The 25,057-nt window shown below is 41.0% G+C and carries 15 protein-coding genes; 9 read left to right on the top strand and 6 right to left on the bottom strand.

Going from position 1 to position 25,057, the window contains the following annotated elements; genetic code table 11:
* Positions 1–24 precede the first annotated feature (24 nt).
* The gene (locus tag H6A27_RS04090) at positions 25–1,383 is read left to right on the top strand and encodes an MATE family efflux transporter (protein ID WP_204507783.1); all 1,359 of its coding nucleotides are present in this window, start codon (positions 25–27) and stop codon (positions 1,381–1,383) included.
* Here H6A27_RS04090 and H6A27_RS04085 read toward each other — a convergent pair.
* The 5 genes from H6A27_RS04085 to topA form a co-directional block, all read right to left on the bottom strand.
* A complete protein-coding gene (locus H6A27_RS04085; RefSeq protein WP_204507782.1) occupies positions 1,364–2,074 on the bottom strand; it encodes a YgjP-like metallopeptidase domain-containing protein in 711 nt (236 codons plus the stop codon). The genes H6A27_RS04090 and H6A27_RS04085 overlap by 20 nt on opposite strands.
* Before the next feature lie 168 nt (positions 2,075–2,242).
* On the bottom strand, positions 2,243–3,019 hold the full coding sequence (argB, locus tag H6A27_RS04080) for an acetylglutamate kinase (RefSeq protein ID WP_204507781.1): 777 nt from the start codon (positions 3,017–3,019) through the stop codon (positions 2,243–2,245).
* 86 nt (positions 3,020–3,105) lie between these two features.
* A complete protein-coding gene (gene speA / locus H6A27_RS04075) occupies positions 3,106–4,998 on the bottom strand; it encodes a biosynthetic arginine decarboxylase (protein ID WP_204401792.1) in 1,893 nt (630 codons plus the stop codon).
* Positions 4,999–5,079: 81 nt separating this feature from the next.
* A complete protein-coding gene (locus H6A27_RS04070; RefSeq protein WP_204401790.1) occupies positions 5,080–5,607 on the bottom strand; it encodes a shikimate kinase in 528 nt (175 codons plus the stop codon).
* A 181-nt stretch (positions 5,608–5,788) separates the two neighbouring features.
* A complete protein-coding gene (gene topA / locus H6A27_RS04065) occupies positions 5,789–8,107 on the bottom strand; it encodes a type I DNA topoisomerase (RefSeq protein ID WP_204507780.1) in 2,319 nt (772 codons plus the stop codon).
* 394 nt (positions 8,108–8,501) lie between these two features.
* Here topA and H6A27_RS04060 point away from each other — a divergent pair, with 394 nt between their 5' ends.
* A complete protein-coding gene (locus tag H6A27_RS04060; RefSeq protein WP_204401786.1) occupies positions 8,502–9,785 on the top strand; it encodes a voltage-gated chloride channel family protein in 1,284 nt (427 codons plus the stop codon).
* Between the two features lie 140 nt (positions 9,786–9,925).
* Positions 9,926–10,987 carry a linear amide C-N hydrolase gene (locus tag H6A27_RS04055; RefSeq protein WP_239469563.1) on the top strand — a complete coding sequence of 354 codons (1,062 nt, stop codon included), beginning with the start codon at positions 9,926–9,928 and terminating at the stop codon, positions 10,985–10,987.
* Between the two features lie 65 nt (positions 10,988–11,052).
* Here the strand turns inward: H6A27_RS04055 and H6A27_RS04050 are convergent, their stop codons facing one another.
* Entirely contained in the window at positions 11,053–11,958 is a 906-nt protein-coding gene (locus H6A27_RS04050) for a glycosyltransferase family protein (protein WP_204401782.1), read from the bottom strand.
* A 126-nt stretch (positions 11,959–12,084) separates the two neighbouring features.
* On the opposite strand from H6A27_RS04050, the gene H6A27_RS04045 reads away from it, so the two are divergent.
* The 6 genes from H6A27_RS04045 (at position 12,085) to H6A27_RS04020 (ending at position 25,044) form a co-directional block, all read left to right on the top strand.
* Positions 12,085–16,647, top strand: a complete 4,563-nt coding sequence (locus H6A27_RS04045; RefSeq protein WP_204507778.1) for a translocation/assembly module TamB domain-containing protein — start codon at positions 12,085–12,087, stop codon at positions 16,645–16,647.
* 54 nt (positions 16,648–16,701) lie between these two features.
* Positions 16,702–19,020, top strand: coding sequence for a translocation and assembly module lipoprotein TamL (gene tamL, locus H6A27_RS04040; protein WP_204507777.1), 2,319 nt, complete (start codon positions 16,702–16,704; stop codon positions 19,018–19,020).
* 67 nt (positions 19,021–19,087) lie between these two features.
* Entirely contained in the window at positions 19,088–19,933 is an 846-nt protein-coding gene (locus H6A27_RS04035; protein ID WP_204401776.1) for a peptidylprolyl isomerase, read from the top strand.
* Between the two features lie 9 nt (positions 19,934–19,942).
* A complete protein-coding gene (locus H6A27_RS04030; RefSeq protein WP_204401774.1) occupies positions 19,943–21,193 on the top strand; it encodes a M16 family metallopeptidase in 1,251 nt (416 codons plus the stop codon).
* Positions 21,193–22,509 carry an MATE family efflux transporter gene (locus H6A27_RS04025; protein ID WP_204401772.1) on the top strand — a complete coding sequence of 439 codons (1,317 nt, stop codon included), beginning with the start codon at positions 21,193–21,195 and terminating at the stop codon, positions 22,507–22,509. Before H6A27_RS04030 ends, H6A27_RS04025 begins: the two co-directional genes overlap by 1 nt.
* A gap of 24 nt (positions 22,510–22,533) precedes the next feature.
* The gene (locus tag H6A27_RS04020; RefSeq protein WP_204507776.1) at positions 22,534–25,044 is read left to right on the top strand and encodes an ATP-binding protein; all 2,511 of its coding nucleotides are present in this window, start codon (positions 22,534–22,536) and stop codon (positions 25,042–25,044) included.
* Positions 25,045–25,057: the final 13 nt, after the last annotated feature.

The following is a 25,057-nucleotide window of genomic DNA, read 5'->3' as shown; positions in this document are numbered from 1 at the left end:
TTGCACCAGAAAAAATAAACTAAAGTGGACAAAGTTATTCAACAGACTAATATCAAAAAGGGACTAACCAAACTGGTAGTCCCTATTTTTATAGAAACGCTCCTTATAATGATGTTAGGAGCAATAGACACCATAATGCTGAGCCAGTATTCTGACGAGAGTGTGGCGGCAGTAGGAGTTGTAAACCAGATAATAATGTTTGCATTCCTCATCTTCGAGGTTCTAAACATCGGCACATCAGTGTTGTGTTCGCAATATCTCGGTGCAAAGATGCAGCAAAAAATGGTACAGGTGGTAGGCGTATCACTACTTCTAAATCTTGTAGTCGGGCTTATAGTCAGCGCTATTCTTCATTTCGGTGCAACTACACTACTCGGATGGATGGGGCTACGCCCCGAACTTCTACAATACGGTATTGGCTATATGGAGATTGCAGGCGCTTTCGCCTTCTTCCAGGCTTTGTCGCTCACAGTTTCGGCATCACTCCGAAGTGCCAACAAGGCTATATATCCAATGCTTGTCACCGTATTGGTCAACATCCTTAATATCATAGGAAACTATATCCTTATTTTCGGTAAATTCGGTTTCCCCGCAATGGGTGCAGAGGGTGCTGCCATATCTACATCTATAGCTCGAGGAGTAAGCATGGTAGTACTTTTCGTAATACTCTTCAGGAAACATATTTCAAGATTTCCTCTCGTACTATTCCGTCCGTTCCCGTGGATAGAACTGAAGAACCTGCTGAAAATAGGTATTCCTTCTGCAGGCGAGAACATGTCGTACAGTTTCTCGCAGGTTGTAATAACTTATCTCATAAACATTCTCGGTAACAATGCTCTTGCCACACGTACATACACCGTAAACATAGTAATGTTCGTATATCTGTTTGCCATCGCCATGGCACAGGGAGGAGCCATCAGTATCGGACACTTGGTTGGCCAAAACAAGATACGCGCGGCCTATCTGCTCGGAAAGTTCGTGATGCGACGCTCTATTCTCGTTTCACTTATTCTATCGTGTATCTGGGCTGTATTCGGCCATACCATATTCAGTATGCTTACGGACAACGAAGAGATTATAAAACTTGGAGTTACGATTCTGATAATCGACGTACTTGTTGAGATAGGACGTACAGTAAACATATATGCGACTAACGCCCTCCGTTCCGCAGGCGACGTAAACTTTCCGTTCTATCTCGGTGTGATTGTGCAATGGACTGTTTCAGTAGGAATCAGTTACATCCTCGGAATACATTGTGGATGGGGACTGATAGGTATGTGGATTTCTTTCCTGCTCGACGAAAACATACGTGCCATAGTGTTTGTGAAACGATGGAACAGCATGAAATGGGCAAAGAAAAGCTTTACAAGAAATCGGTCTTGAACTTACGGAGTTGCGCCCTGAGCTGATGCGAGTTACCTTCAGTCATGCTGTCAAGCAGTTTCCAAAATTCCGGACCGTGGTTCATCTCCTTAGTATGGGCAAGCTCGTGCAAAATCACGTAATCCATAAGATTTACCGGCAACAACATCAGATAGCATGACAGGCTGATAGTTCCCCTTGACGTACAGCTACCCCAACGTGACTTTGCCCCTGTAATTCTTACCTTACGGTATGTCAGTCCGAATTTCTCCGCCCAGAACTTCAGCAATGGTGGAAGAAACTCTCCGGCGCTTTTCTTCATGGCACGCACAATGGCTGCATTAAGCAACTTCTGTGTCTGTTGAAGACTAAAATCCACATCCTTAGGACAGAGTATTTTCATCACGCCTTCTTCCTCACGACGTACGGAAAAGCATTTCATTCCTCCCACCCCAACGGTGAGTTTAAAGCACGGAGCATCAATCGAAAATCCGTCTGTTATAATCTTCGGCGATGCCTTTGTGAAAGAAGCAAGCAGTTTCGGTCTGTAGTCGGCTATCACCTGCATTATGCGGTCTGTCTTAGTGAACGGAGGAACTGTAACATAAAGACCATCCTTCTTTACACGCATAGAAATATTTCTTGCATTTATGCGCGTACCTATAACAATCTTTCCGAAATCATCATCGGGTATTATCCTTCTTGTTGCCACTTATTAAATTAATAATTAAGATAAGTCGGTTTATCGTAAGAGTTTAGAAGATGCTCAGAAGCCGTTCAGATTATGTTTAGAAAACATTCAAAAAAGGGGCAGAAACTGCTTTCCACCCCATATAAAATTATTATCCAAATCTAATCAATCGCTGCTGTTCACAGGAACTTATTCATTTCTGATAACTGTTCCCGCAGAGGCATCACTTATATCCGATGCCTGCTTGATTATAACCTGCTTCACACCGTTATCAATCGCCGAGAAAGAGTTCTCCAGCTTAGGAATCATCCCGCCCTGAATAACGCCTTCGTCAGTATATTTACGGAAGAGTTCAGGAGTGATAACAGGAATTACACTGTCATCATCATTCTCATCACTAAGAACGCCCTTCTTTTCGAAGCAATAAACCAATGTCACATCGAAATATGACGCAAGTCCCTTAGCTGTTTCTCCTGCTATGGTATCGGCATTGGTATTAAGTATATTACCCTTTCCATCGTGTGTAAGCGGAGCCATTACAGGTACAATGCCCTGAGAAATAAGAGTTGAAAGCATCTTTCCGTTCACTTCCTTCACATCTCCCACAAAGCCATAGTCCACATCCTTGACAGGACGTTTCACAGAAAGAATGGCATTCATATCGGCACCTGTCAGACCGATGGCATTCACACCTCTTGCCTGAAGACCGGCAACGATATTCTTGTTCACCAATCCACCGTAAACCATAGTTACAACCTTCAATGTCTCGGCATCTGTCACACGGCGACCATTAACCATAGTGCTTTCAATACCCAACTGTGCAGCTACTTTAGTGGCAGAACGTCCACCGCCATGCACTAACAGTTTATATCCCGGTATTGAAGCGAAATCGTCAAGCAGGCGTGCAAGTGTATCCAGTTCTTCTACAATCTTTCCGCCCACCTTTATAATAGTAAGTTTTTCCATAAATGAATATGAGTTTGTAAGTTTATAAGTTTGTAAGTTTTTGAGTAAGAACATAAACAAACTAAAAAACTAAAGAACTTAAAAACTTATTCAAGATAAGTATATCCATAAAGTCCCGAACGATAGTTAGAAAGGAATTCCTTTCCTTCTTCGAGCGAGATACGTCCTTCTTTCACAGACTTGGTAACCCAAGTTTCCAGCGTACGCACAAGTTTCTTAGGATTGTACTGTACATAGTCGAGCACTTCAGCCACAGTCTCACCGTCTATCACCTGGTCGATGCTGTAACCCTTATCGTTTACAGTTACGTGTACTGCATTTGTGTCACCGAACAGATTGTGCATATCGCCAAGGATTTCCTGATAAGCTCCTACAAGGAAAACTCCGATATAATACGAATCCTTGCCTTTAAGAGTATGAACAGGCAAATCATGCGATACGCTTCTTGACGAAACGAAATTGGCAATCTTACCGTCAGAGTCGCAAGTGATATCCTGCAGTGTAGCTGTACGGTCAGGTTTCTCGTCAAGACGCTGAATAGGCATTATAGGGAAAATCTGGTCGATAGCCCAAGAGTCTGGCAACGACTGGAACAGCGAGAAGTTGCAGAAATACTTGTCGGCAAGCAGTTTGTCGATGTTTCTGAACTCCTCAGGAACATGCTTCAAGCCTGACGCAATCTGAGTAATCTCACGCGTTACAGACCAGTACAGTTTTTCTATCTGAGCCCTTGTCTTGAGGTCCACAATACCGTGGCTAAACAGGTCGAGAGTTTCCTCACGAATCTGCTGTGCGTCGTGCCATGCCTCCAGCATGCGGCTCTGGTTCAGATTATCCCATATCTGGTACAGTTCCTGCACAAGTTCATGGTCATCCGGCGAGACCTCGAAATCTTCGTCCATAGCAGGCAATGAAGCTGTTTCAAGAACTTCAAAAATAAGCACTGAGTGATGAGCCGTAAGCGAACGTCCGCTCTCTGTTATTATATTAGGATGAGGAATACCGTTCTTGTTGCTGGCATCAACCATGATGGAAATTGAATCGTTCACATATTCCTGAATAGAATAATTCACACTACTTTCGCTATTAGGCGAACGTGTTCCGTCGTAGTCCACCCCAAGTCCACCGCCTATATCGACAAACTCAACCGGAAATCCCAGCTGATGAAGCTGTACATAGAACTGCGAAGCCTCTCTGAGGGCAGTCTTGATACGGCGGATTTTAGTCACCTGGCTACCGATATGGAAATGGATAAGCTTAAGACAATCTTTCATTTCCTTCTTTTCGATGAAGTCAAGAGCCTCAAGAAGTTCGCTCGAAGTCAGTCCGAACTTGCTTGCGTCGCCACCGCTTTCTTCCCATTTACCGCTACCCGATGAAGCCAGCTTGATACGGATACCGATGTTAGGACGCACATTCAACTGTTTTGCCATTTTGGCAATCAGTCTCAGTTCGTTCATTTTCTCCACTACAAGGAAAATACGTTTACCCATCTTCTGAGCCAAAAGAGCCAGTTCGATGTAACTCTCATCCTTATATCCGTTACAGATGATAAGCGAATCGGAATCTGTGTTGATGGCAATCACGGCATGCAGTTCAGGTTTTGAACCTGCCTCAAGTCCGAGATTGAATTTCTTTCCGTGGCTGATAATCTCCTCAACCACAGGACGCATCTGATTCACCTTGATGGGATAGATGATGAAGTTCTGGGCATTATAGCCGTACTCCTTCGATGCCTGTCCGAAACAGTTGGAGATTTTCTCGATACGATTGTCCAGAATATCCGGGAATCGCACCAGCATGGGAGCCGTGACATCCCTAAGCTGAAGTTCGTCCACCAATTCCTTCAGATCCACAGCCACCCCGTCCTTTCGCGGAGTAACCACCACATGTCCCTTCTCGTTTATTCCAAAATAAGAAACACCCCATCCGGTGATGTTATAAAGCTCTTCCGAGTCTTCAATACGCCATTTTCGCATTTCTTGAATTAATAATTAACAATTAAAAATTAATAATATCCTATCAATTATCATTAACCGGGTTTACTTCCCCTTCGTCAGTCATTTTTTATTTATCAAATTTCTAAGTATCTCTACAGTTTCTTCTATCTGCACCCTGCTTTCCAGTCTGCTGCCATCCAGCTTTATCACAGCTTTAGAGTAGAAAGGCATTCGCCGTTCAAGTCCCTCTGCAATAGTCTGTCTCAGTTCATCATCCGATTTTCCTGCCACGAGCGGTCTGTTTGCAGCAGCCTGTTTCAACCGGCAGAACAAGACGTCCTGCGAAGCATCAAGGAACACAGTGATTCCGCGGCTGTTCATAATCTCCATATTGTCAAAAAAGCATGGAGTTCCACCACCGCATGCAACAACAACATTCTCAAACTCAGACACTTCAAGAAGCATATTTCTTTCAATCTGACGGAATCCGTCCTCTCCACGCATAGCAAAAATATCACGTATGGAAGAGTGCATACGTTCCTCAATATACCAGTCAAGGTCAATAAAGCTAAGTCCGCATGCCTTAGCGTATGCCTTGCCTAATGTCGTCTTGCCAGAGGCCATATATCCTGTAAGGAATATTCGCATTTTTTTAGTTGTTAGTTGTTTTTAAAAGGTGACAAGTTATCAAATTTTTTTTTCAGGTGACAAGTTGACGAGTTGACAAGTTGACAAGGTTACCATCCGTATGGAACCAACGGTCAGCGAAGCTAAAGCCTTGTCAACTAGTAACTGTAGCCTTGTAACTGAATAGAGCCTTGTCGACTAATTATTTTTTTCTCTTTCTTGTCTCAGCCTTAGTCTTCTGAAGTTCTATAACCTTAAAACAAGCCTCTACTGTAAGATCGGCAGGTTCCACACCGGAAGGAATCTTATAATTTTTGCCTTCGTATGCGATATAAGGACCATATCTTCCGTTCAACACCTGTAAATCTGAATGATCAGCAAAAATCTTTATAACTTTCCTTGCCTCGGCATCCTGTTTATCCTTTATCATCTGAACAGCCTCGTCAAGTGTAATAGTCAGTGGATCCTTGTCCTTAGGCACCGACACATAAATATTGTCGAATTTAACGTATGGTCCGAACTTTCCTGCGCCAACACTTACCTGCTTTCCTTCGTGTTCGCCAAGCGTACGTGGCAGACGGAACAGTTCCAATGCCTCATCAAGTGTAATTGTCTCCATAGACTGTTCACGACGTAACTGCGCAAAACGTGGTTTTTCCTCATCATCTGCACTTCCTATCTGCACAACAGGACCGAAACGTCCAATCTTTACAGATACAGGTCTTCCTGTGGATGGTTCTGTACCCAAAAGTCTTTCACCTACCTTATGCTCAGTCTTTGAAGCAGAAGTTTTCTCAACCAAAGGATGGAACGCAGTATAGAAACGGCTTATCATCTCTGTCCATGGTTTTTCGCCTGCAGCCACCTCATCAAATTCCTTTTCCACTCCGGAAGTGAAGTTATAATCCATTATCTCAGGGAAATAATCCATAAGGAAATCTGTAACTACGACGCCCACATCAGTAGGAATAAGTTTCTGTTTTTCACTACCTGTAGTTTCGGTTTTCTTCACACAAGAAATCTTACCGTTCTTATCAAGTGTCAGCAATCTGAACTCACGGCTAATTCCTTCACGACTTCCCTTCTCAACGTAACCACGCTGCTGCACGGTAGATATGGTTGGAGCGTATGTTGACGGACGTCCGATACCAAGTTCTTCAAGTTTCCTTACAAGACTTGCTTCTGTATATCTTGCCGGTGGTTGGCTGAATCGTTCTATAGCACTAATATCCTTTCGCACCAGTTTCTGTCCTGCCTGCATTGGTGGCAACAGACGACTTTCGTCCTCGCGGTCCGGTTCTTCATCAAGGCTTTCGCTATATACACGCATAAAACCATCGAATGTAACAGCCAGCCCTGCCGCATTAAACTTGCAGTCAGTTCCTTCGGCAGCAATTACCGCAGTAGTCTTCATCAGCTCTGCATCGGCCATTTGAGATGCAAGTGTACGTTTTCGAATAAGGTCGTAAAGTCTCTGTTCCTGTGATGTAGCATCAATCTTTTCCTTATCCATGTATGTCGGACGGATAGCCTCGTGTGCTTCTTGTGCCCCTTTAGTATGAGTATGATATTGACGTGTACGTAAGTATTTCTCTCCCGCCTTACCGGTAATGACTTTAGCACATGCGCCAAGAGCAAGTTCCGAGAGATTTACGGAGTCGGTACGCATATATGTGATATATCCGTTTTCGTAAAGTTTCTGTGCCAGCATCATAGTCTGTCCCACGCTGTATCCCAACTTTCTTGCAGCTTCCTGCTGAAGTGTAGAAGTGGTGAAAGGTGGTGCCGGACTACGTTTTAGCGGACGTGTGCTGATATCTTCTACCACGAAATTCGCATCGGCACATAGTTCAAGCACACGGCGCGCTTCCTCTTCAGTTTCCGGACGTACTGACAGTTCGGCCTTAATCTCCGCACCTTCAGCATCAGTCAGTACAGCAATAACCCTGAAAGCCGGTTTCGGATTAAATGCATTTATTTCGCGTTCACGTTCTACTATAAGTCTTACAGCCACACTCTGCACTCTTCCGGCCGAAAGCGATGGTTTTATCTTTTTCCACAATACAGGCGACAACTCGAAACCTACAATTCTGTCCAACACACGACGTGCCTGCTGAGCATCCACTAAGCTGAGGTCTATCCCTCGCGGTGTCTGTATCGCATTCTTTATTGCATTAGGTGTAATTTCATGAAATACTATTCGGCGTGTGTTTTCTTTTTTCAGTTTCAGAACTTCCTGTAGATGCCATGCTATAGCCTCTCCTTCGCGGTCCTCATCACTTGCCAGCCATACCATATCGGCACTGTCGGCTTCAACCTTAAGTTGTGCAACCAGCTTCTTCTTGTCAGCCGGTACTTCGTATATTGGCGCAAATCCATGGTCAACATCTATACTGAACGATTTTTTCTTCAAATCGCGTATATGTCCATAGCTGGACATCACCTTGTATCCGCTGCCCAAGAATTTTTCTATGGTACGGGCCTTTGCGGGAGACTCTACTATTACCAGATTGTTCTGCATATTTTCAGAATGAATTAATTATAGTGGCAAATGTAGAAAAAAAATTGAGGGTAGTTTATATAATAAGGTATGAAAAGATGATTTTTTCTTATTTTTTTCTTTCTACTCTTCAATAGTTACGATTTCTGATGAGAATAACTTAGCGCAATTGTCATATTATCGCCATTAACTTCAGCAAAAGTAAACATCCCTCTTATCCTATAGTCAGACATAAAAAAGGACTTTGCGTTACACGTTCGTGTAATGCTAATTGCATCCGGGAGCATAAGATTTCATTATTGGCGATTAGATATATTATTACTAATCTTTAAAGAAAGATGAAAATATTATCCTTAACTTTGCAAAAACAAACCTACGATTTCTATAAGTAAAAATATTTAACCCATAAAAACGAATGAGGCTAAACAAGAACATAACAGAATTTGGTACTAAGGCTGAACAACTACCAATACTATTGTATCTGCTTAAATGGACAATCATAGGAGCTATCGCAGGGGCTTTAATAGGCTCTGCTTCTGCGTTACTGCTGGCATCGCTGAACTGGGCAACCGACTATCGTGAAAATAACCTGTGGATTATATCTTTACTTCCTTTAGGAGGTCTTGGCATAGGACTGATGTATCATTACCTGGCAGGAACTGCGGCAAGAGGCAATAATTTTCTTATTGAAGAAATTCGCTCGTCAAGAAATATCATTCCTTTCAAGATGGCACCTTTAGTATATATAGGAACAGTGATTACCCATCTTTTTGGAGGTTCTGCCGGACGTGAAGGCACAGGGGTACAAATGGGTGGAGCTATAGCAGATTTCATGTCAAGACTGTTGAAAATGCATCCTTACGACAGAAAAATAATGATACAGATAGGTGTTGGAGCCGGATTTGCATCTATCTTCGGTACACCGCTTGCAGGTGCAGTATTCGCACTTGAAGTTATAATTGTAGGAAGACTTAGATATGATGCAATATTGCCTGTTTTCCTTTCTGCTTTTTTTGCGAATCTCACATGTCACGCATGGGGAATCGCCCATACTCATTACTGTATCAGTCAAACACCTGACATAAACATACAGACTTTATTGTTTGTTTTAGCTGCAAGTATTATTTTCGGTATTGCGGCAATGACATTTTCCCGCTTCATCGAAATATGGGGGAATTTGGCAAAAAAATTTATAAGCTACCCTCCACTACGCCCTTTCATTGGCGGTATATTCATTGCATTCAGTGTTTATCTATTGGGAACAACCAAATACATCGGTCTTGGAGTACCGACTATTGTAGCATCATTCAGCGAAGTACAAATGTGGTATGATTTCCTTCTTAAGATACTCCTAACCACATTTACTATAGGGGTTGGGTTCAAAGGTGGAGAAGTTACACCTCTCTTCTTTGTTGGAGCCACACTGGGTAGTGCCTTATCAGCAATACTTCCTCTTCACGTATCATTATTAGCCGGATTAGGATTTGTTGCCGTATTTGCAGGAGCCACAAACACTCCTATAGCCTGTACACTTATGGGAATTGAATTATTTGGTGCCGACTGTGCTGTATATATAGGCATAGCATGTGTTACAGCATATATGTTTTCCGGACATACGGGTATTTATACATCACAATTAATCGGAAGCCCGAAACATATCAAATTCTGGAAAAACAAAAAAGGCAAAATGCTGGATTGAATGATTTTTCGATAAGAATGCTTGATATTTATCAATAAACTCTTTAATTTTGAGGGAATAAGCAACATATTCATAGTTTATGTTGTTTATATATAAAAGAACAAAGACATTCTTATCTTATGAAAAAACATCTTTTTACAATGTGCCTTGCCTCTGCAATAGCAACCATAGGCACGAACACAGCAGATGCCTGTACAGGTATCACACTAACAGCCAAAGACAGTACAAAAATTCTTGCAAGAACAATTGAATGGGGAGGAAGCGACCTTAACAGCCAGTATGTAATAGTTCCTCGAGGATATACAGCACAATCATACATCCCTGGTGGTGTTGACGGAATGAAATTCACTTCGAAATACGGATATGTAGGATTAGCCGTAGAACAGAAGGAATTCATAGCCGAAGGTCTTAACGAAAAAGGACTGTCTGCCGGACTGTTCTATTTCCCAAAATACGGAAAATATGAGGACTACAATGCTTCATATAAAGCACAAAGCATTGCTGATTTACAACTTGTATCGTGGATTCTTGGAGAATGCCAATCTATAGAAGAAGTAAAAGAAGCCATAAACAAGGTTCACGTGATAGCTATAGACCCAAGAGCCTCAACCGTACACTGGAGATTCGCTGATACAACAGGCAAACAGATAGTTCTGGAAATAATAGACGGTAAACCTGTATTTTACAATAATGAATTAGGAGTATTGACCAATTCGCCAGATTTTAATTGGCAAATGACCAACCTGAACAACTATGTAAACCTATTCCCGGGTTCAGCCCCGTCGCAGAAACTCGGTAATACTGAGATTTCACAATTCGGAGCAGGCAGTGGTTTCCTTGGCATACCGGGTGACGTTACTCCTCCATCAAGATTTGTAAGGGCTGCATTCTATCAGACCACGGCACCTATGCAGGATACATCCGAAGAAACAGTTCTACAAGGATTCCAAATATTGAACAATTTCGATATACCTGTAGGAATTGAATTCTCAAAAGGACAAGTACCAGCAAATATTCCGAGTGCTACACAATGGACTTCGGCCACAGATATGAACAATCTGAAAATCTACTTCCGCACAATGTACAATAGTGCAATAAGAAGTGTCAATCTCAAGGAAATCGATTTTGAGAAAGTAAAATATCGCGCCGTACCAATGGATACACAGAAGCAACAACCTGTTTACAGCATAAAAGTGAAATAAAAACAAAAAAAGACGGATTGCCTCGTTTCGTGGCAATCCGTCTTTATATATAGTAAAATTGTTTATCAGAACAATTTAGAAGGATATTCACCGGCATCTACCAAAGCCTGGATCTTATCAACGACACTCTGACGGTCAGCAGCATAAGTAACGCCAAACCATTTAGAAGTTGTGTCAAGAACTTTTACAGAAGCTGTATTCTCATTGATAAGCTTATTTACCATCAAAGGAATAAAGTATTCAGCTTTTAAGTTTTCCTTATTAGCATCAAGGAATTCAATGAAATAATCCTCTGAGTATTTGAAATAGTCAGGAGTAAATCCCCACATATTCATAGAGACAGGGGTATTGTCTTCAATTCCTACCCATTCACCTTTTTCGTCCTTATAGCTTACAACACCATCTACACGCATGATTTCTGTACGTTCAACAACAGTTGTCAAGTGTCCCTGTTCATTAGAAGAACAGATACCACGTGCTACAGAACCACTTTCAGACAAAGTATTACCTACACGGAAACCTACCATACAATAATCATTTTTTGAGCCTTCTGGGAGTTCTGAAAGATATTTACCGATAACGGCAAAACTGTCTCTACCATAGAAGTCGTCAGCATTGATTACGGCAAATGGTTCTTTGATAACGTCTTTACCCATCAATACAGCGTGGTTTGTACCCCAAGGTTTTACACGACCTTCAGGACAAGTATAACCCTCAGGAAGTTTATCCAAAGACTGGAATACAACTTCTACCGGGATATGGTTTTCATATTTACAAAGAACTTTGTTACGGAAGTCTTCTTCGAAATCCTTACGGATTACAAATACTATCTTTCCAAATCCACCACGAATAGCATCAAAGATAGAATAATCCATAATTGTTTCCCCATTTGGTCCCAGTCCGTCAAGCTGTTTAAGGCCACCGTAACGACTTCCCATACCGGCAGCCAATACAAATAATGTTGGTTTCATAAGTTATATTTTTAGTTATTAACAATGCAAAGATAGACATTTATCGTTAATGAAACACTTCATGAACAAAATATATTCAAAGTAAGTTTTTTTTAGTATATTCGCAAACACAAACAGACACATGCAATGAAGAAATTTCTAAAATGGTGTGGAATTATTTTATGTATTCCATTTGCATTATTTATCATACTATCAATCCTGATATACATTCCGCCTATACAGAATTTTGCTGTCCGGAAAGCCGCATCCATAGCTTCCGAAACTACAGGTATGGACATAAGTGTAGGCAAACTGACCCTTTCATTTCCACTTAATCTGAATATACACAGTGTTTCAGCAATAGAAAATGGCGATACTCTGCTTAGCGCAGGGCAAATAACACTGAAAATACAAATGCGCCCCCTCCTGAAAAAACAGGTGGAAATAGATGCCTTCGGATTGAAAGACATCAATCTGAACACATTGGATATGATAGAAGGACTTACATTAAAAGGGAGAATGAGAGAACTTTATCTTGAATCCCACGGTATAGCCCTGAGTCCTGAAACAGCAATGATAAACGAACTAAGAATCAAGGATACTGACCTTGACGTATGCTTGGCTGACACATCAGCAGCTGACACAACTGCAAGCGAACCTTTATACTGGAAAATAATGTTAAAAAAAGCAAGCATGGATAATGTATCCGTACGACTTAGCATGCCGCTTGACAGTATGAATATGGAGCTTAATCTCAGTTCTGCCCTACTTGCAGGAGGTATGATAGACCTGCAAAAAGAAGAATACTCACTCGAGACATTCACAATAAAAAAATCTGCAGCCATATATAACGCAGGGAAAAAAAATCCTGAAGAAGGATTCGACCCTTCGTGGATTTCACTTTCCGGAATAAACATAGGTATGGATTCTATATACTATTGCGGGAACAGAATAAAAGCCGACATAAAAGAAATAAAGATGAAAGAAAGATGCGGACTGGAAATTCTGTCGGCAGGAGGAAAAATTGACATGAATGACACGGCAATGAAAATTTCTGGTCTTGAACTAAGAACTACAGATTCATACATGACACTACAGGCCGGTGCAGGAATGAATATATCACAAATCGGTAATAACGGAAGCATATCTGCCAGACTGATGGCAGACATTGGTAAAAACGACATTTTTCGCTTCGTATCTGGCTTACCGGAAGACTTCAAGAAGGATTTCCCAGCCGTACCTTTGCAAGTAAGAGCTGGAATAGACGGTTACTTAAACGAAATGAGAATAACTTCAATAAGTGCCGAAATACCGGATCATCTAAAATTTGCCGCCGAAGGATATGCCAACGACATTATGGACAGTACAAAAATGTGCGCTCACATCAATATGGAAGTTGCTTTCCCAAACATGCGTTTTGCAAAATCACTTTTGGGCACTACGATTATACCGTCAGACATGAAACTTCTCGGAACCGCTGATGTAAAGAATGACAGCATTACTACAGCCATGAACCTGACGCAAGGGGAAGGTCTTATAGACCTAAAAGCTGGATTTATCCCAAAAAACGACAGCTATTTTGCCGGAATCGACATAAAAGACATAAATCTACATCATTTCATGCCGGAAGATTCACTGTTCAGGGTAAGTGCGTTTTGTGATGCAAACGGTAAAGGATTAGATTTTTTGTCGAAGGAATGCAAAATGGAAATGAAAGCAAGCATTTCAAATATGGAATACGCAAGATATGTATTATCAGGTATAACCATGAGCGCGAAACTTGAGAATGGAGAAATGAATTCATTGCTCGACATCAATGATAACCTTATGGATATATCATCGACACTTAATGCAAATATTACCACAAATAATATAGTAGCCGGACTTAAAACTGATATAAAAAGTCTCAATCTCTATGCTATGGGGATTTCACCTAAACCGTTCAAGACTGCAGCAACGATAAACATAGATGCACGTACTGATTTAGCCAAAAGACACAGCGCAAAGGTAAAGGTTGGAGAAATCAGATTAATAACACCACAAAAGACTTTTAATACAAAAGACATCAACTTTGGAGTTAACATGACAGAAGACTCTCTGCGCAGTTATATAAATGCCGGAGATATGACAATGTTGCTAAGAACTACCGGAGGTATGGACCTCGTGATAGATAAAATAGAAAAGATTGCGACAATGGCTGAAAAACAATGGAAAGGAAGAAACATTGACACAGAGGCATTACGCAAACTTTTACCGGAAACATCATTCAGAATCTTTGCAGGTGATGATAATCCTCTTGCAAACACTCTCGAAATGAATGGTATAGGTTTCAACCGACTATACGCATCGTTCAATACATCTGCCACACATGGTTTAAACAGCAAAGCTTATCTATACGGCCTGCACACAGACAGTCTGAGCCTGGACTCTATCAGATTTAGCGCTGTCCAAGATTCTACTGGTATTGTATTGGCAGGAAGCGTCAAGGCAAACAAAACAAAAAAACAGGAAGCATTCAGCATATTCTTAGATGGAGGCTTATCCGGGAAAGATGCACAGATTATGGCAAGATATGACAATGAAACAGGTGAGACAGGAGCCTTAATAGGTCTTAAAGCTGTTCTGAGGAAAGAAGGTATCAGCCTGCATTTAATGCCTGAACGCCCAACGTTAGTATATAGACAGTTCAGACTCAACCCAGAGAATTATATCTTCCTTAACGATAAAGGAAGAATACACGCCGATATGCGATTATTCGATGATAACGGCACAGGGCTACAAATATATTCGGTTGCTGACTCAACTGTCGTGCAGGATATCACTTTGGCGATAAACCGCCTGAATATAGGAGAATTCAAACGGATAATCCCTTACATGCCACCAGTTGACGGTATAATAAATGCCGAAGCCCACTACATTCAGCAAGACGAGAGCTCATTCATGACAGCCATAGAAACTGGTATAGATACTTTAGCATACGGAGGGAAACCACTTGGCAATTGGGCTTTGAGTGCTGTTTATCTGCCTTCTGAAGACGGAGCTCACAATGTGGACGGATATATTAGTCGCAACGGTATTACACTTGCCGAAATTAACGGACGATACACTGCTGCGGCAAAAGAAGGAGAGCATGACCTTCTGAATGCTCATCTTGCCCTACAACGTTTTCCACTGGAGCTGGCAGGGGCTTTCGTTTCTGAAGATTTGGCTTCAATTACCGGATATGCCGGAGCAGATGTCTCAATTAGCGGCTCCACAGAAGCGCCTGTAATAAATGGTAAATTTATTACTGACAGCGTTAATGTATTCGTACCAATGACATCTATGAATCTGAAATTTGAAAATAAAGCGATCAATGTTACAGACAACAAACTGATATTTGATAAGTACAGTATATTCTCAAGAGGAAAAAATCCATATATTATAGATGGAAGTGTTGATTTCGCCGACATGGGAAACATGTACATGGACCTAAAGATGACAGCGAGAAACTTCGAGGTATTCAACGCCAAGAAAAACAAGACTTCAATGGTATATGGTAAAATGTATATCGACCTGAACACCTCCATCAAAGGTACTCCAGATAACATTTCTGTAAAAGGCAATGCAAATATACTGGGTAGCAGTAACTTTACATATATTCTAAGAGAATCACCACTTACTGTGGAAGACAGATTAGCCGAGACTGTTACTTTCGTAAACTTTGCCGACACAGCAGCCGCACGGAGAAAGCCATTGCAAGAAATGAGACCTGGTGGTATTGATATGCTTGTAAACTTGCACATCGACCAAGCCGTACAGTGTAAAGTGGACATAAATGAAAGTGGATCAAACTATATGCAGGTAGAAGGTGGCGGTGACCTCGCTTTCCAATATACCCCTGACGGTAATATGCTGCTAAACGGACGTTACCAACTTATGAGTGGTGAGATGAAATATGAAATGCCTGTTATCCCTTTAAAGACATTCCGCATACGTGAAGGCAGTTATATAGAATGGACAGGAAATATTATGGATCCGAAATTGAATATTCAAGCTTATGAAAGAACCAGAACATCCGTTACCCAGGAAGGGCAGTCTGCAAGAATGGTCAGTTTCGATGTTGGTGTAAGTATTACTAACAGGCTTAATGACCTTGGATTTGCCTTCACCATCGATGCGCCAGAAGATGGGGCTATGCAGAACGAACTTGCAGCAATGTCTGCTTCACAAAAGAATAAGGCAGCAGTGACGATGCTCGTAACAGGAATGTATATATCGGATAGCTCGACTGCAAAACTTGATGCGAACAGTGCACTGAACTCATACCTCCAAGGACAAATAAACAGCATAGCAGGAAATGCGCTCAAGACTATTGACCTGAGTGTCGGAATGGAGACAACAAATGCCACCGAAACCGGCGATACCAGAACGGATTATAATTTCCAGTTTGCAAAACGCTTCTGGAACAACCGTGTACGCGTAGTTATAGGCGGGAAAATCTCAACCGGTAATGCTGCAGTAAGGGACGAATCATTCATAGACAATATTTCTTTGGAATATAGACTTGACAATAGCGGTACAAGATATGTACGCCTGTTTCACGATAAAAAATACGCCAACGTACTCGAAGGTGAGGTAACTGAAACCGGAGCTGGTATAGTTCTGAAAAAGAAAGTGGCAAGAATAAAAGATTTGTTTATTTTCAGAAGGAAAAAGAAAGGAGAATAGCTGTTAGATTATTGTATCTAACAACCGAAAGCTAATAACTAACAACTAAAAGACATGTCAAAAATAAAAACAACATATCTGATAATAATACTCGTCATTCTTTCAGGATGTTCTACCACAAGAAATCTTCCTGAAGGTGAAACCCTATATACCGGTATCAAAAATATCGAGATAGAAAATCATGACATTTCAGAGCATGGACAGAAGACTATTGACGAGGTAACTGCAGCCATAAGCGTAGCCCCGAACAACTCAGTACTCGGAAGTGCGAAGTACCGTATTCCATTCCCTTTCGGACTATGGGTTTACAACAGTTTCCAAAAATACGAAAAAGGATTAGGCAAATGGATATTCCGCAAATTAGCCGCAGAGCCTGTTACTATTTCTACAGTAAATCCTGAGACCAGAATAAAAATTGCTTCAAACTTACTTAAGGACTACGGTTATTTCGACGGGAATGTTACTTATAGAGTGGACAGTACCAGTAATCCGCGGGCCGTAAAACTTAGTTACGAAATCAATATGGGACAACCATACAAAATCGATACTGTGACATACGAAGGATTTCCTGAACGTGCGGACACCATCATTATGAAACATTTTGACGAAAGACTAATACACAGTAATGATAATTTTGATGTAACCCAGCTTAACAATGAACGCGAAAGACTTGTAACACTTTTCAAGAATAACGGATATTACTTTTTCCGTGGAGAATATATCTCTTTCCTTGCAGACACACTGGCTCGCTCCGGATATGTAAAACTGAAAATTGTACCAGGCAGCAATATTCCCAAAGAAGCAAAGACACAGTATATTATAGGAAAGACCGACATAAAACTCATAGGGTATAATGGTGAACAACCTCATGATTCTATTTCCGCAAGAGATTTTACTGTTCATTACTTTGGCGAAAAACCAGAACTGAGATATAGCGTTCTGAGAAAAAGATTCCTTTACCGTAGCGGTGAAAAATATTCGCTTACAAGACAGAATTATACCCAGGAAGCCTTAGCGAGACTCGGAGTATTCAAATTCAACGAATTTCAATATACACCGCGTAACGGTACTGATACTTTGGATATAAGTGTAAACTCAATGTTCGACCTACCATACGACAGCGAACTGGAGTTCAACCTTACAACCAAAGACACCAAACAAACCGGTCCTGGAGCAAAATTCAACCTTTCAAGGAAAAACTTCATGCGTATGGGAGCATCACTTAACCTTGAACTGAAAGGCTCGTACGAATGGCAAACCAGCTCAACTGTAGATGGCCGTAGCTCCGTAATGAACTCATACGAATTTGGGGCAGCTCTAACATTAGACTTTCCACGCATTATTCTGCCATGGCTGAAAAACCGGATTGACCCATTCCGCTTTCCATCAAGTACTAACTTTAAAGTATATGCCGACCAAATAAACCGTGCTAAATATTTCAAAATGCTGTCTTTCGGTGGAACTGTATCATACAGTTTCCAACCCAAAAGAAGTATGAAACACTCTGTCACGCCATTGAACCTGGCATTCAACACACTGCAAAACAGAACGGAAGAATTCAATCAGATAGCAGCACAGAACCCTATGCTGTTCTATAGTCTGAATGATCAGTTTATCCCGTCACAATCATATACTCTGACATACGACAATTCTTTCCGGAAACGCAAAAATCGCGTATGGTGGGAAAACTCTCTGACAAGTGCAGGAAACATCACTTCACTTATCTATGCGGCATTTGGACAGAAATTCACAGAGAAAGATAAAAAACTGTTAGGTACTCCTTTCGCACAATTTTTGAAATATTCTTCAGAAATAAGAAATACAATATGGTTCAACGATATGCATCAGTTAGCTTTCAGGGCTATGGGAGGTATTATCTGGTCATACGGAAACAAAACCATAGCGCCATATACCGAACAGTTCTACGTTGGTGGAGCAAACAGTATCCGTGCATTCACAATACGTTCCATCGGTCCCGGACGTTATCAGCCTTCTGCCGATAATACTTATTCGTATGTTGACCAGACAGGAGATATAAAACTTGAGGCGAATATGGAGTATCGTTTCAGAATATTATCTAAATTTGCAGGCGGGAATTTGAACGGTGCAATATTTTTGGATGCAGGTAATGTATGGCTTCTCAGAGACGACCCTGCAAGACCTGATGCACAATTCACATTCAACCATTTTTTCGACAGTATAGCTCTTGGTACAGGAGCCGGAATACGTTATGACCTTGATTTCCTTGTCTTGCGTCTTGATTTGGGTATTGCCCTCCATGTTCCGTATGACACCGAGAAAAAAGGATATTACAATATACCACGCTTTAAAGACGGATTAGGACTACATTTTGCTATCGGATATCCGTTCTAAAAATTAGACATGCCTGTTTATACGGCATAACAAACGATTAATAAATAACAACTAAAAACAATAAGAAATGATAAAAGCCATCACACCAATAATAGTAGCCATTTGCATGATGGCTTGTACAGGAAACAGCAAATCAGAAAAAGGAATAAATATGGAAAAAGTTAATGAAACATTGGTACGCCTGGAAACTACTATGGGCAACATCACAGTAAAACTGTATGACGAGACTCCTAAACACAAAGAAAACTTCATAAAACTTGTGAAAGAAGGTACATACGACAGCACACTGTTCCATCGTGTAATCAAAAACTTTATGATACAGGCAGGCGACCCACTTAGCAAGACTGCTACAGATACTACAACATTAGGAAGCGGAGACGTAGGATATACCATTCCTGCTGAATTCAACAAGAACTTTTTCCACAAGAAAGGTGCTCTTGCGGCAGCACGTCAGGGTGATGAAGTTAATCCGGAAAGAGAATCATCAGGCTGTCAATTCTATATCGTGACAGGAAGAAAGTTCAGCGAGGCACAAATGATTAACATGGAAAACCACATGAACGAGGCACGTCTGGAAGAAGTTTTCAACAATCTTGCACGCAAACACATGAAAGAAATATACAAAATGCGTAAGGCAGGTGATACTGAGGGATTACTCGAATTACAGGACTCTCTCGAATCACAAGCTCGCGACATAGTAGATAAAGAACCTGCATTAAGATATACAAAGGAACAAAAACAGGCTTATACTACCATAGGCGGTGCTCCTCATCTGGACGGCGCATATACAGTTTTCGGCGAAGTGACAGACGGAATGGATGTTGTTGAGAAAATTGAAAATGTAGGAACTAACCGTGCCGACCGTCCCAAAATAGATATACGTATCTTGAAAGCTACCGTGATTAATGAGTAAAGCCCCAAAATGATAACCATAAACCGACATATTCTCGAAAACGGGCTACGCATTGTACATAATGAGGATACCACAACACAAATGGTTGCCCTTAACCTACTATACGATGTAGGAGCAAGAGACGAACACCCTGAACACACAGGTTTTGCACATCTCTTTGAACATCTCATGTTCGGCGGCTCAATCAACATTCCAGACTATGACACACCTGTACAAAATGCTGGAGGAGAAAATAATGCATGGACCAATAATGATATAACCAACTACTACATTACACTGCCAGGCAAAAATGCTGAAATAGGATTTTGGTTGGAGAGCGACAGAATGATGTCACTGGATTTCAACGAAAAAAGTTTAGAAGTACAGAAAAATGTGGTAGCAGAAGAATTTAAGCAAAGAAATCTGAACCAACCGTACGGTGACGTATCACATATAATAAGGGATATGGCATACAAGACTCATCCATATCGCTGGCCTACAATCGGAAAAGAAATAAGTCATATAACAAACGCAACAATGCAGGATGTAAAAGACTTTTTCTACAGATTTTATGCGCCAAACAATGCCATACTTGCCGTAAGCGGTAATATATCGTTCGAAGAGACAATTCGTTTAACTGAAAAATGGTTCGGAGATATACCTAAAAGGGATATAAAAGCAAGGGAATTACCTGTTGAAGAACCTCAGACCGAAGAACGCCGATTGACTGTGGAACGCGACGTACCTGTCAACACTCTATACATGGCTTTTCATATATGCGGACGTAAAGACAAAAGTTATCATACATTCGACCTTATATCGGACATCCTGAGTAACGGACGTTCTTCACGACTAATACAAAGATTAGTTATAGAAAAAAAAATATTCAGTTCGGTAGATGCATATATTTCAGGAAGTATTGACAGCGGACTTTTCCATATTACAGGTAAGCCATGTGATGGAATAAATTTGGAAACAGCCGAAAAAGCGATTTGGAATGAATTGAATAGTCTGAAAGAATATCCTGTAAATGAGAAGGAACTTGAAAAGGTCAAGAACAGATACGAAAGCGAACAAATTTTCAGTAATATGAATTATCTGTCCATTGCTACCAACATGGCTTTCTTTGAACTTATAGGTAAGGCTGAAGATATGAACGATGAAGTTAGAAAATATCGTTCTGTAACTCCCGAACAGATAATAAATACAGCCAAGAAATGTTTTGTAAGAGAGAACTGCAATATTTTATACTATAAAAGGAAAGAATCTGACACCATATAATGAAACAACATTACCGAACATTACTTGCCCTGGGATTACCTATTGTGATTGGACAGATTGGAGTTATTGTTCTCGGATTTGCCGATACAATGATGATAGGTCATCACAGTGCCACAGAATTAGCCGCGGCAAGTTTTGTGAATAACATGTTCAACCTGGCTATAATTTTCAGCACCGGTTTCTCATACGGGTTAACTCCAATTGTTGGCAGTCTTTACGGACGCGGCTTGCGCAGTGATGTTGGTCGTGCGCTGAAAAACAGTCTTGTAGCAAATACTTTGCTCGCAGTATTGGTATGTGCAGTAATGGGCGGTGTATATGCGGCAATTCCATACATGGGTCAACCAGAGGAACTTATACCGTTCATACGCCCATACTTTCTTATTCTACTTGCCTCTATTCCCTTTGTACTATGGTTTAACGGATTCAAACAGTTTGCCGACGGAATAACTGACACGAAAGTGCCTATGTGGATTCTGTTGGGAGGAAACATACTAAATATCATAGGTAATTACATCCTGATATACGGCAAATTAGGGTTTCCTGAAATGGGACTTTCAGGAGCAGGTATATCAACTCTTATATCCAGAATACTGATGGTAATAGCCTTCGTTATTCTATTTTTCATAACAGGCAGATACGCAGAATACAAACGAGGATTTCACGAAGGAAAGGTTAACAAGACTGAGTTTAACCACTTAAACAGATTAGGATGGCCTATAGCCGGACAAATGGGAATGGAAACAGCCTCATTCAGCCTCAGTGCAATCATGATAGGATGGCTTGGAAGTATGGAACTGGCTTCTTATCAGATAATGATGGCTGTATCACAGGTCTGTTTCATGATGTACTACGGTATGGGGGCTGCTGTATCTGTAAGAATAAGTAATTTTCATGGTCAAGGCGACATGGAGAATGTTCGACGTACAGCCAATCATGGATTTCACATCATTTTAGTAATGTTACTTATGACCGGAATACCAATCTTCCTACTTAGGAACCATATAGGCGGATGGTTTACGGACAGTGAGGAAGTAAGCCGTATGGTGGCAAGCGTTATCTATCCATTCTTGATATATCAGTTTGGCGATGCATTGCAGATTAATTTTGCCAACTCTCTGAGAGGTATTGCCGATGTAAAGCCGATGCTTCTTTATGCTTTCATAGCATACTTTGTAATATCACTTCCCGCAGGATATATTTTCGGATTTATCCTTGACGGCGGACTTACAGGTGTGTGGATGGCATTCCCATTCGGACTGACAAGCGCAGGAGTGATGTATTGGATGAGATTCAGAAAAAAGACAAGAGCCTGATAATTTTTTTACTTAATTACCACCATGTTCTCCACCAAAACAAAATTAGCATTCGGCTATATCATACTGATTATTCTCCTTCTTGGAGCCATAGGTTATGTGTATAAACAAATGAACCTTCTTACCCAACCTACCGGACTGGAAGAAAGTATATACAACCGACGACGGACTACTCACAACATCATAAGCCGACTATACGAGACAGAAGTTATAGGACAAGCACTACGTACGGGAAGTTCAAACGAACTCTGGCTATACAACAGAGCCATGAAGAAAGTTCATTTGTCTCTTGATACCTTGCGTACACTTATGACTGATACCATACAGCAGGCACGAATAGATACCGTAGAAATGTTGCTACGCGACAAAGAGCGCAATATGATAGCCGTTATGGAGGCTATGAGTAAAACTCCAACTGATATGATATACCGTAAGCAGTTGGACAGCTTGCTGCACAAACATGACTCATTAATAACAGAAAGCCACGTAAGACGCCGCGTGGTAACTCATCATAATACATATACTATTCATCACGAGCCGAAGAGTTTCTTCAGACGGGTTGCAGATGTATTTGCCCCCGGAAAGGCTGACTCAACAGAAGTCAGTAATGTAGTAGAGGAAGTTTTCACAGATACAATAGACCAGGTATTCAGCCCTGTTGACACTTTGGCCTCAATGCTTTCAGGCATACAAGACAAAGTATTCAGTACCCGAAGGGAAGAATTGCGTACATTAGATTATAGGATAAACCGTCTGAAGATAGCTGGAAGCCATCTCAGCCGACGAGTTAGCCAGCTTCTTGAAAGCATTGAACAGGACGAACAAATAGCATCAGCAACACGCATGTACCACGAACAATCCATCCGTAAGGATGCCGCCCTCGCCATGGCTGGTATTTCTGTAGCTGCTATAATATTGGTATTGATATTCTTCACCATAATATGGCGAGACCTCACACGCAGCAATCATTATCGCCGTGAATTGGAAAAGGCACGTGACTATGCAGAAGACCTCCTCCGCGCACGCGAGAAACTTATGCTTACTATTACCCATGACATTAAGGCTCCTGCCGGTTCTATCATAGGTTATACAGACCTGCTCGAAAGACTAATATCCGACAAACGTCAGATGTTCTATCTTGAAAATATGAAGAGTTCTGCCAAACATCTGTTGGCACTCGTTACATCCTTGCTTGACTACCATAGACTGGAAGCAGGAAAGATGGATCTTAACCCTGTAGCATTCCGTCCTTACAGACTCTTTGAAGAAATATATAACAGCTTCCTGCCATTGGCAGAACAAAAGGACATCATCTTATTGTACAAGCCAGAAATGGAACAAGACCTAACTCTCGAAGGAGATCCATTCCGCATACGTCAAATTGTGGAAAATCTACTTTCGAACGCTTTGAAGTTCACAACAGAAGGCAGTATCACTCTTTCTGTTTCATACTGTGGCGTCCGTTTACATTTTAGTGTGGAAGATACCGGGTGCGGTATGACTGAAACAGAGCAGAGTAAGATTTTCACAGAATTCACACGTCTTCCCGGAGCACAGGGAAAGGAAGGTTTCGGCCTTGGATTATCTATTACCCGCAAGTTAGTGGAATTACAGAACGGAACGATAAGTGTCAGCAGCCAACCTGATAATGGAAGTTTGTTTTGTGTAGAGATACCACTACCTTCATTCACTGAAAAAAAACCGGGGATATCAATAGACAATGAGAAAAAGTCAGAACGTAAAATCAGAATTCTGTTAATAGACGATGACAGAATACAGATGCAGCTGACACATGATATGCTACATACTATCTCACCAGATAATAGTGGAATAGCCATAGAGTCAATAACATGCTGTATGCACCCAGATGAAGTATTCAATAGAATAGAAAAAGAAAGATTTGATATTCTCTTCACAGACATACAAATGCCTGCTATGGACGGTTTCAGTCTGCTTGAAGCAATACGAGCAATGTCATGTCAACAAGCACAAAAAATACCCGTAGTAGCCATTACAGCACGAGCCATGCCCGATGACGAAGCATTCCGCATCAAAGGTTTTTCCGCTGTATTACGCAAACCTTTCAATATAGTTGACATAAAGAATGCAATAAACACAGCTTTGGGAAATTCACCAATAGAAAATCATATTCAAGAAAAAGGAAATAAAGAAGACTCTTTAAATAACGATAAATTAAGCGAAGAATTCAATTTTTCCAGATTAACAGAGTTTTCAATGGATGATGACAAAGCTGCACAACAGATTTTATCCACATTTGCCGATGAAACCAGAAAAAATATTATCAGATTAAAAGAGGCAATTGACAAGAAAGATACTATGTCTGTTTGTGCTATTGCTCACAAGATGCTGCCAACTTTCATAATGATTGAAGCAAAGGATGCAATCCCGTCACTTCAATGGCTTGACGAACATAAAGGAAAAGGCATGGAACCTACAATAGCAGAATCCCATGCCCTTAAAATAATAAGTATAGCCGAAAACGTAGTAAATAATATATGTAACCTAAATTCTTGAAATAACAACAGGA

The sequence above is a fragment of the Bacteroides caecigallinarum genome (assembly GCF_016902295.1).
In the GTDB taxonomy this organism is placed as follows: Bacteria; Bacteroidota; Bacteroidia; order Bacteroidales; family Bacteroidaceae; genus Phocaeicola; species Phocaeicola caecigallinarum_A.
This window is presented reverse-complemented; position numbering and strand designations above follow the sequence as displayed.

Coding starts and splice junctions, on each gene's coding strand:
- H6A27_RS04020 (WP_204507776.1), top strand. CDS start 22,534: ATGTTCTCCACCAAAACAAAATTAGCATTCGGCTATATCATACTGATT.
- H6A27_RS04045 (WP_204507778.1), top strand. CDS start 12,085: ATGAAGAAATTTCTAAAATGGTGTGGAATTATTTTATGTATTCCATTT.
- argB (WP_204507781.1), bottom strand. CDS start 3,019: ATGGAAAAACTTACTATTATAAAGGTGGGCGGAAAGATTGTAGAAGAA.
- speA (WP_204401792.1), bottom strand. CDS start 4,998: ATGCGAAAATGGCGTATTGAAGACTCGGAAGAGCTTTATAACATCACC.
- H6A27_RS04025 (WP_204401772.1), top strand. CDS start 21,193: ATGAAACAACATTACCGAACATTACTTGCCCTGGGATTACCTATTGTG.
- tamL (WP_204507777.1), top strand. CDS start 16,702: ATGTCAAAAATAAAAACAACATATCTGATAATAATACTCGTCATTCTT.
- H6A27_RS04055 (WP_239469563.1), top strand. CDS start 9,926: ATGTGCCTTGCCTCTGCAATAGCAACCATAGGCACGAACACAGCAGAT.
- H6A27_RS04060 (WP_204401786.1), top strand. CDS start 8,502: ATGAGGCTAAACAAGAACATAACAGAATTTGGTACTAAGGCTGAACAA.
- topA (WP_204507780.1), bottom strand. CDS start 8,107: ATGCAGAACAATCTGGTAATAGTAGAGTCTCCCGCAAAGGCCCGTACC.
- H6A27_RS04050 (WP_204401782.1), bottom strand. CDS start 11,958: ATGAAACCAACATTATTTGTATTGGCTGCCGGTATGGGAAGTCGTTAC.
- H6A27_RS04030 (WP_204401774.1), top strand. CDS start 19,943: ATGATAACCATAAACCGACATATTCTCGAAAACGGGCTACGCATTGTA.
- H6A27_RS04035 (WP_204401776.1), top strand. CDS start 19,088: ATGATAAAAGCCATCACACCAATAATAGTAGCCATTTGCATGATGGCT.
- H6A27_RS04070 (WP_204401790.1), bottom strand. CDS start 5,607: ATGCGAATATTCCTTACAGGATATATGGCCTCTGGCAAGACGACATTA.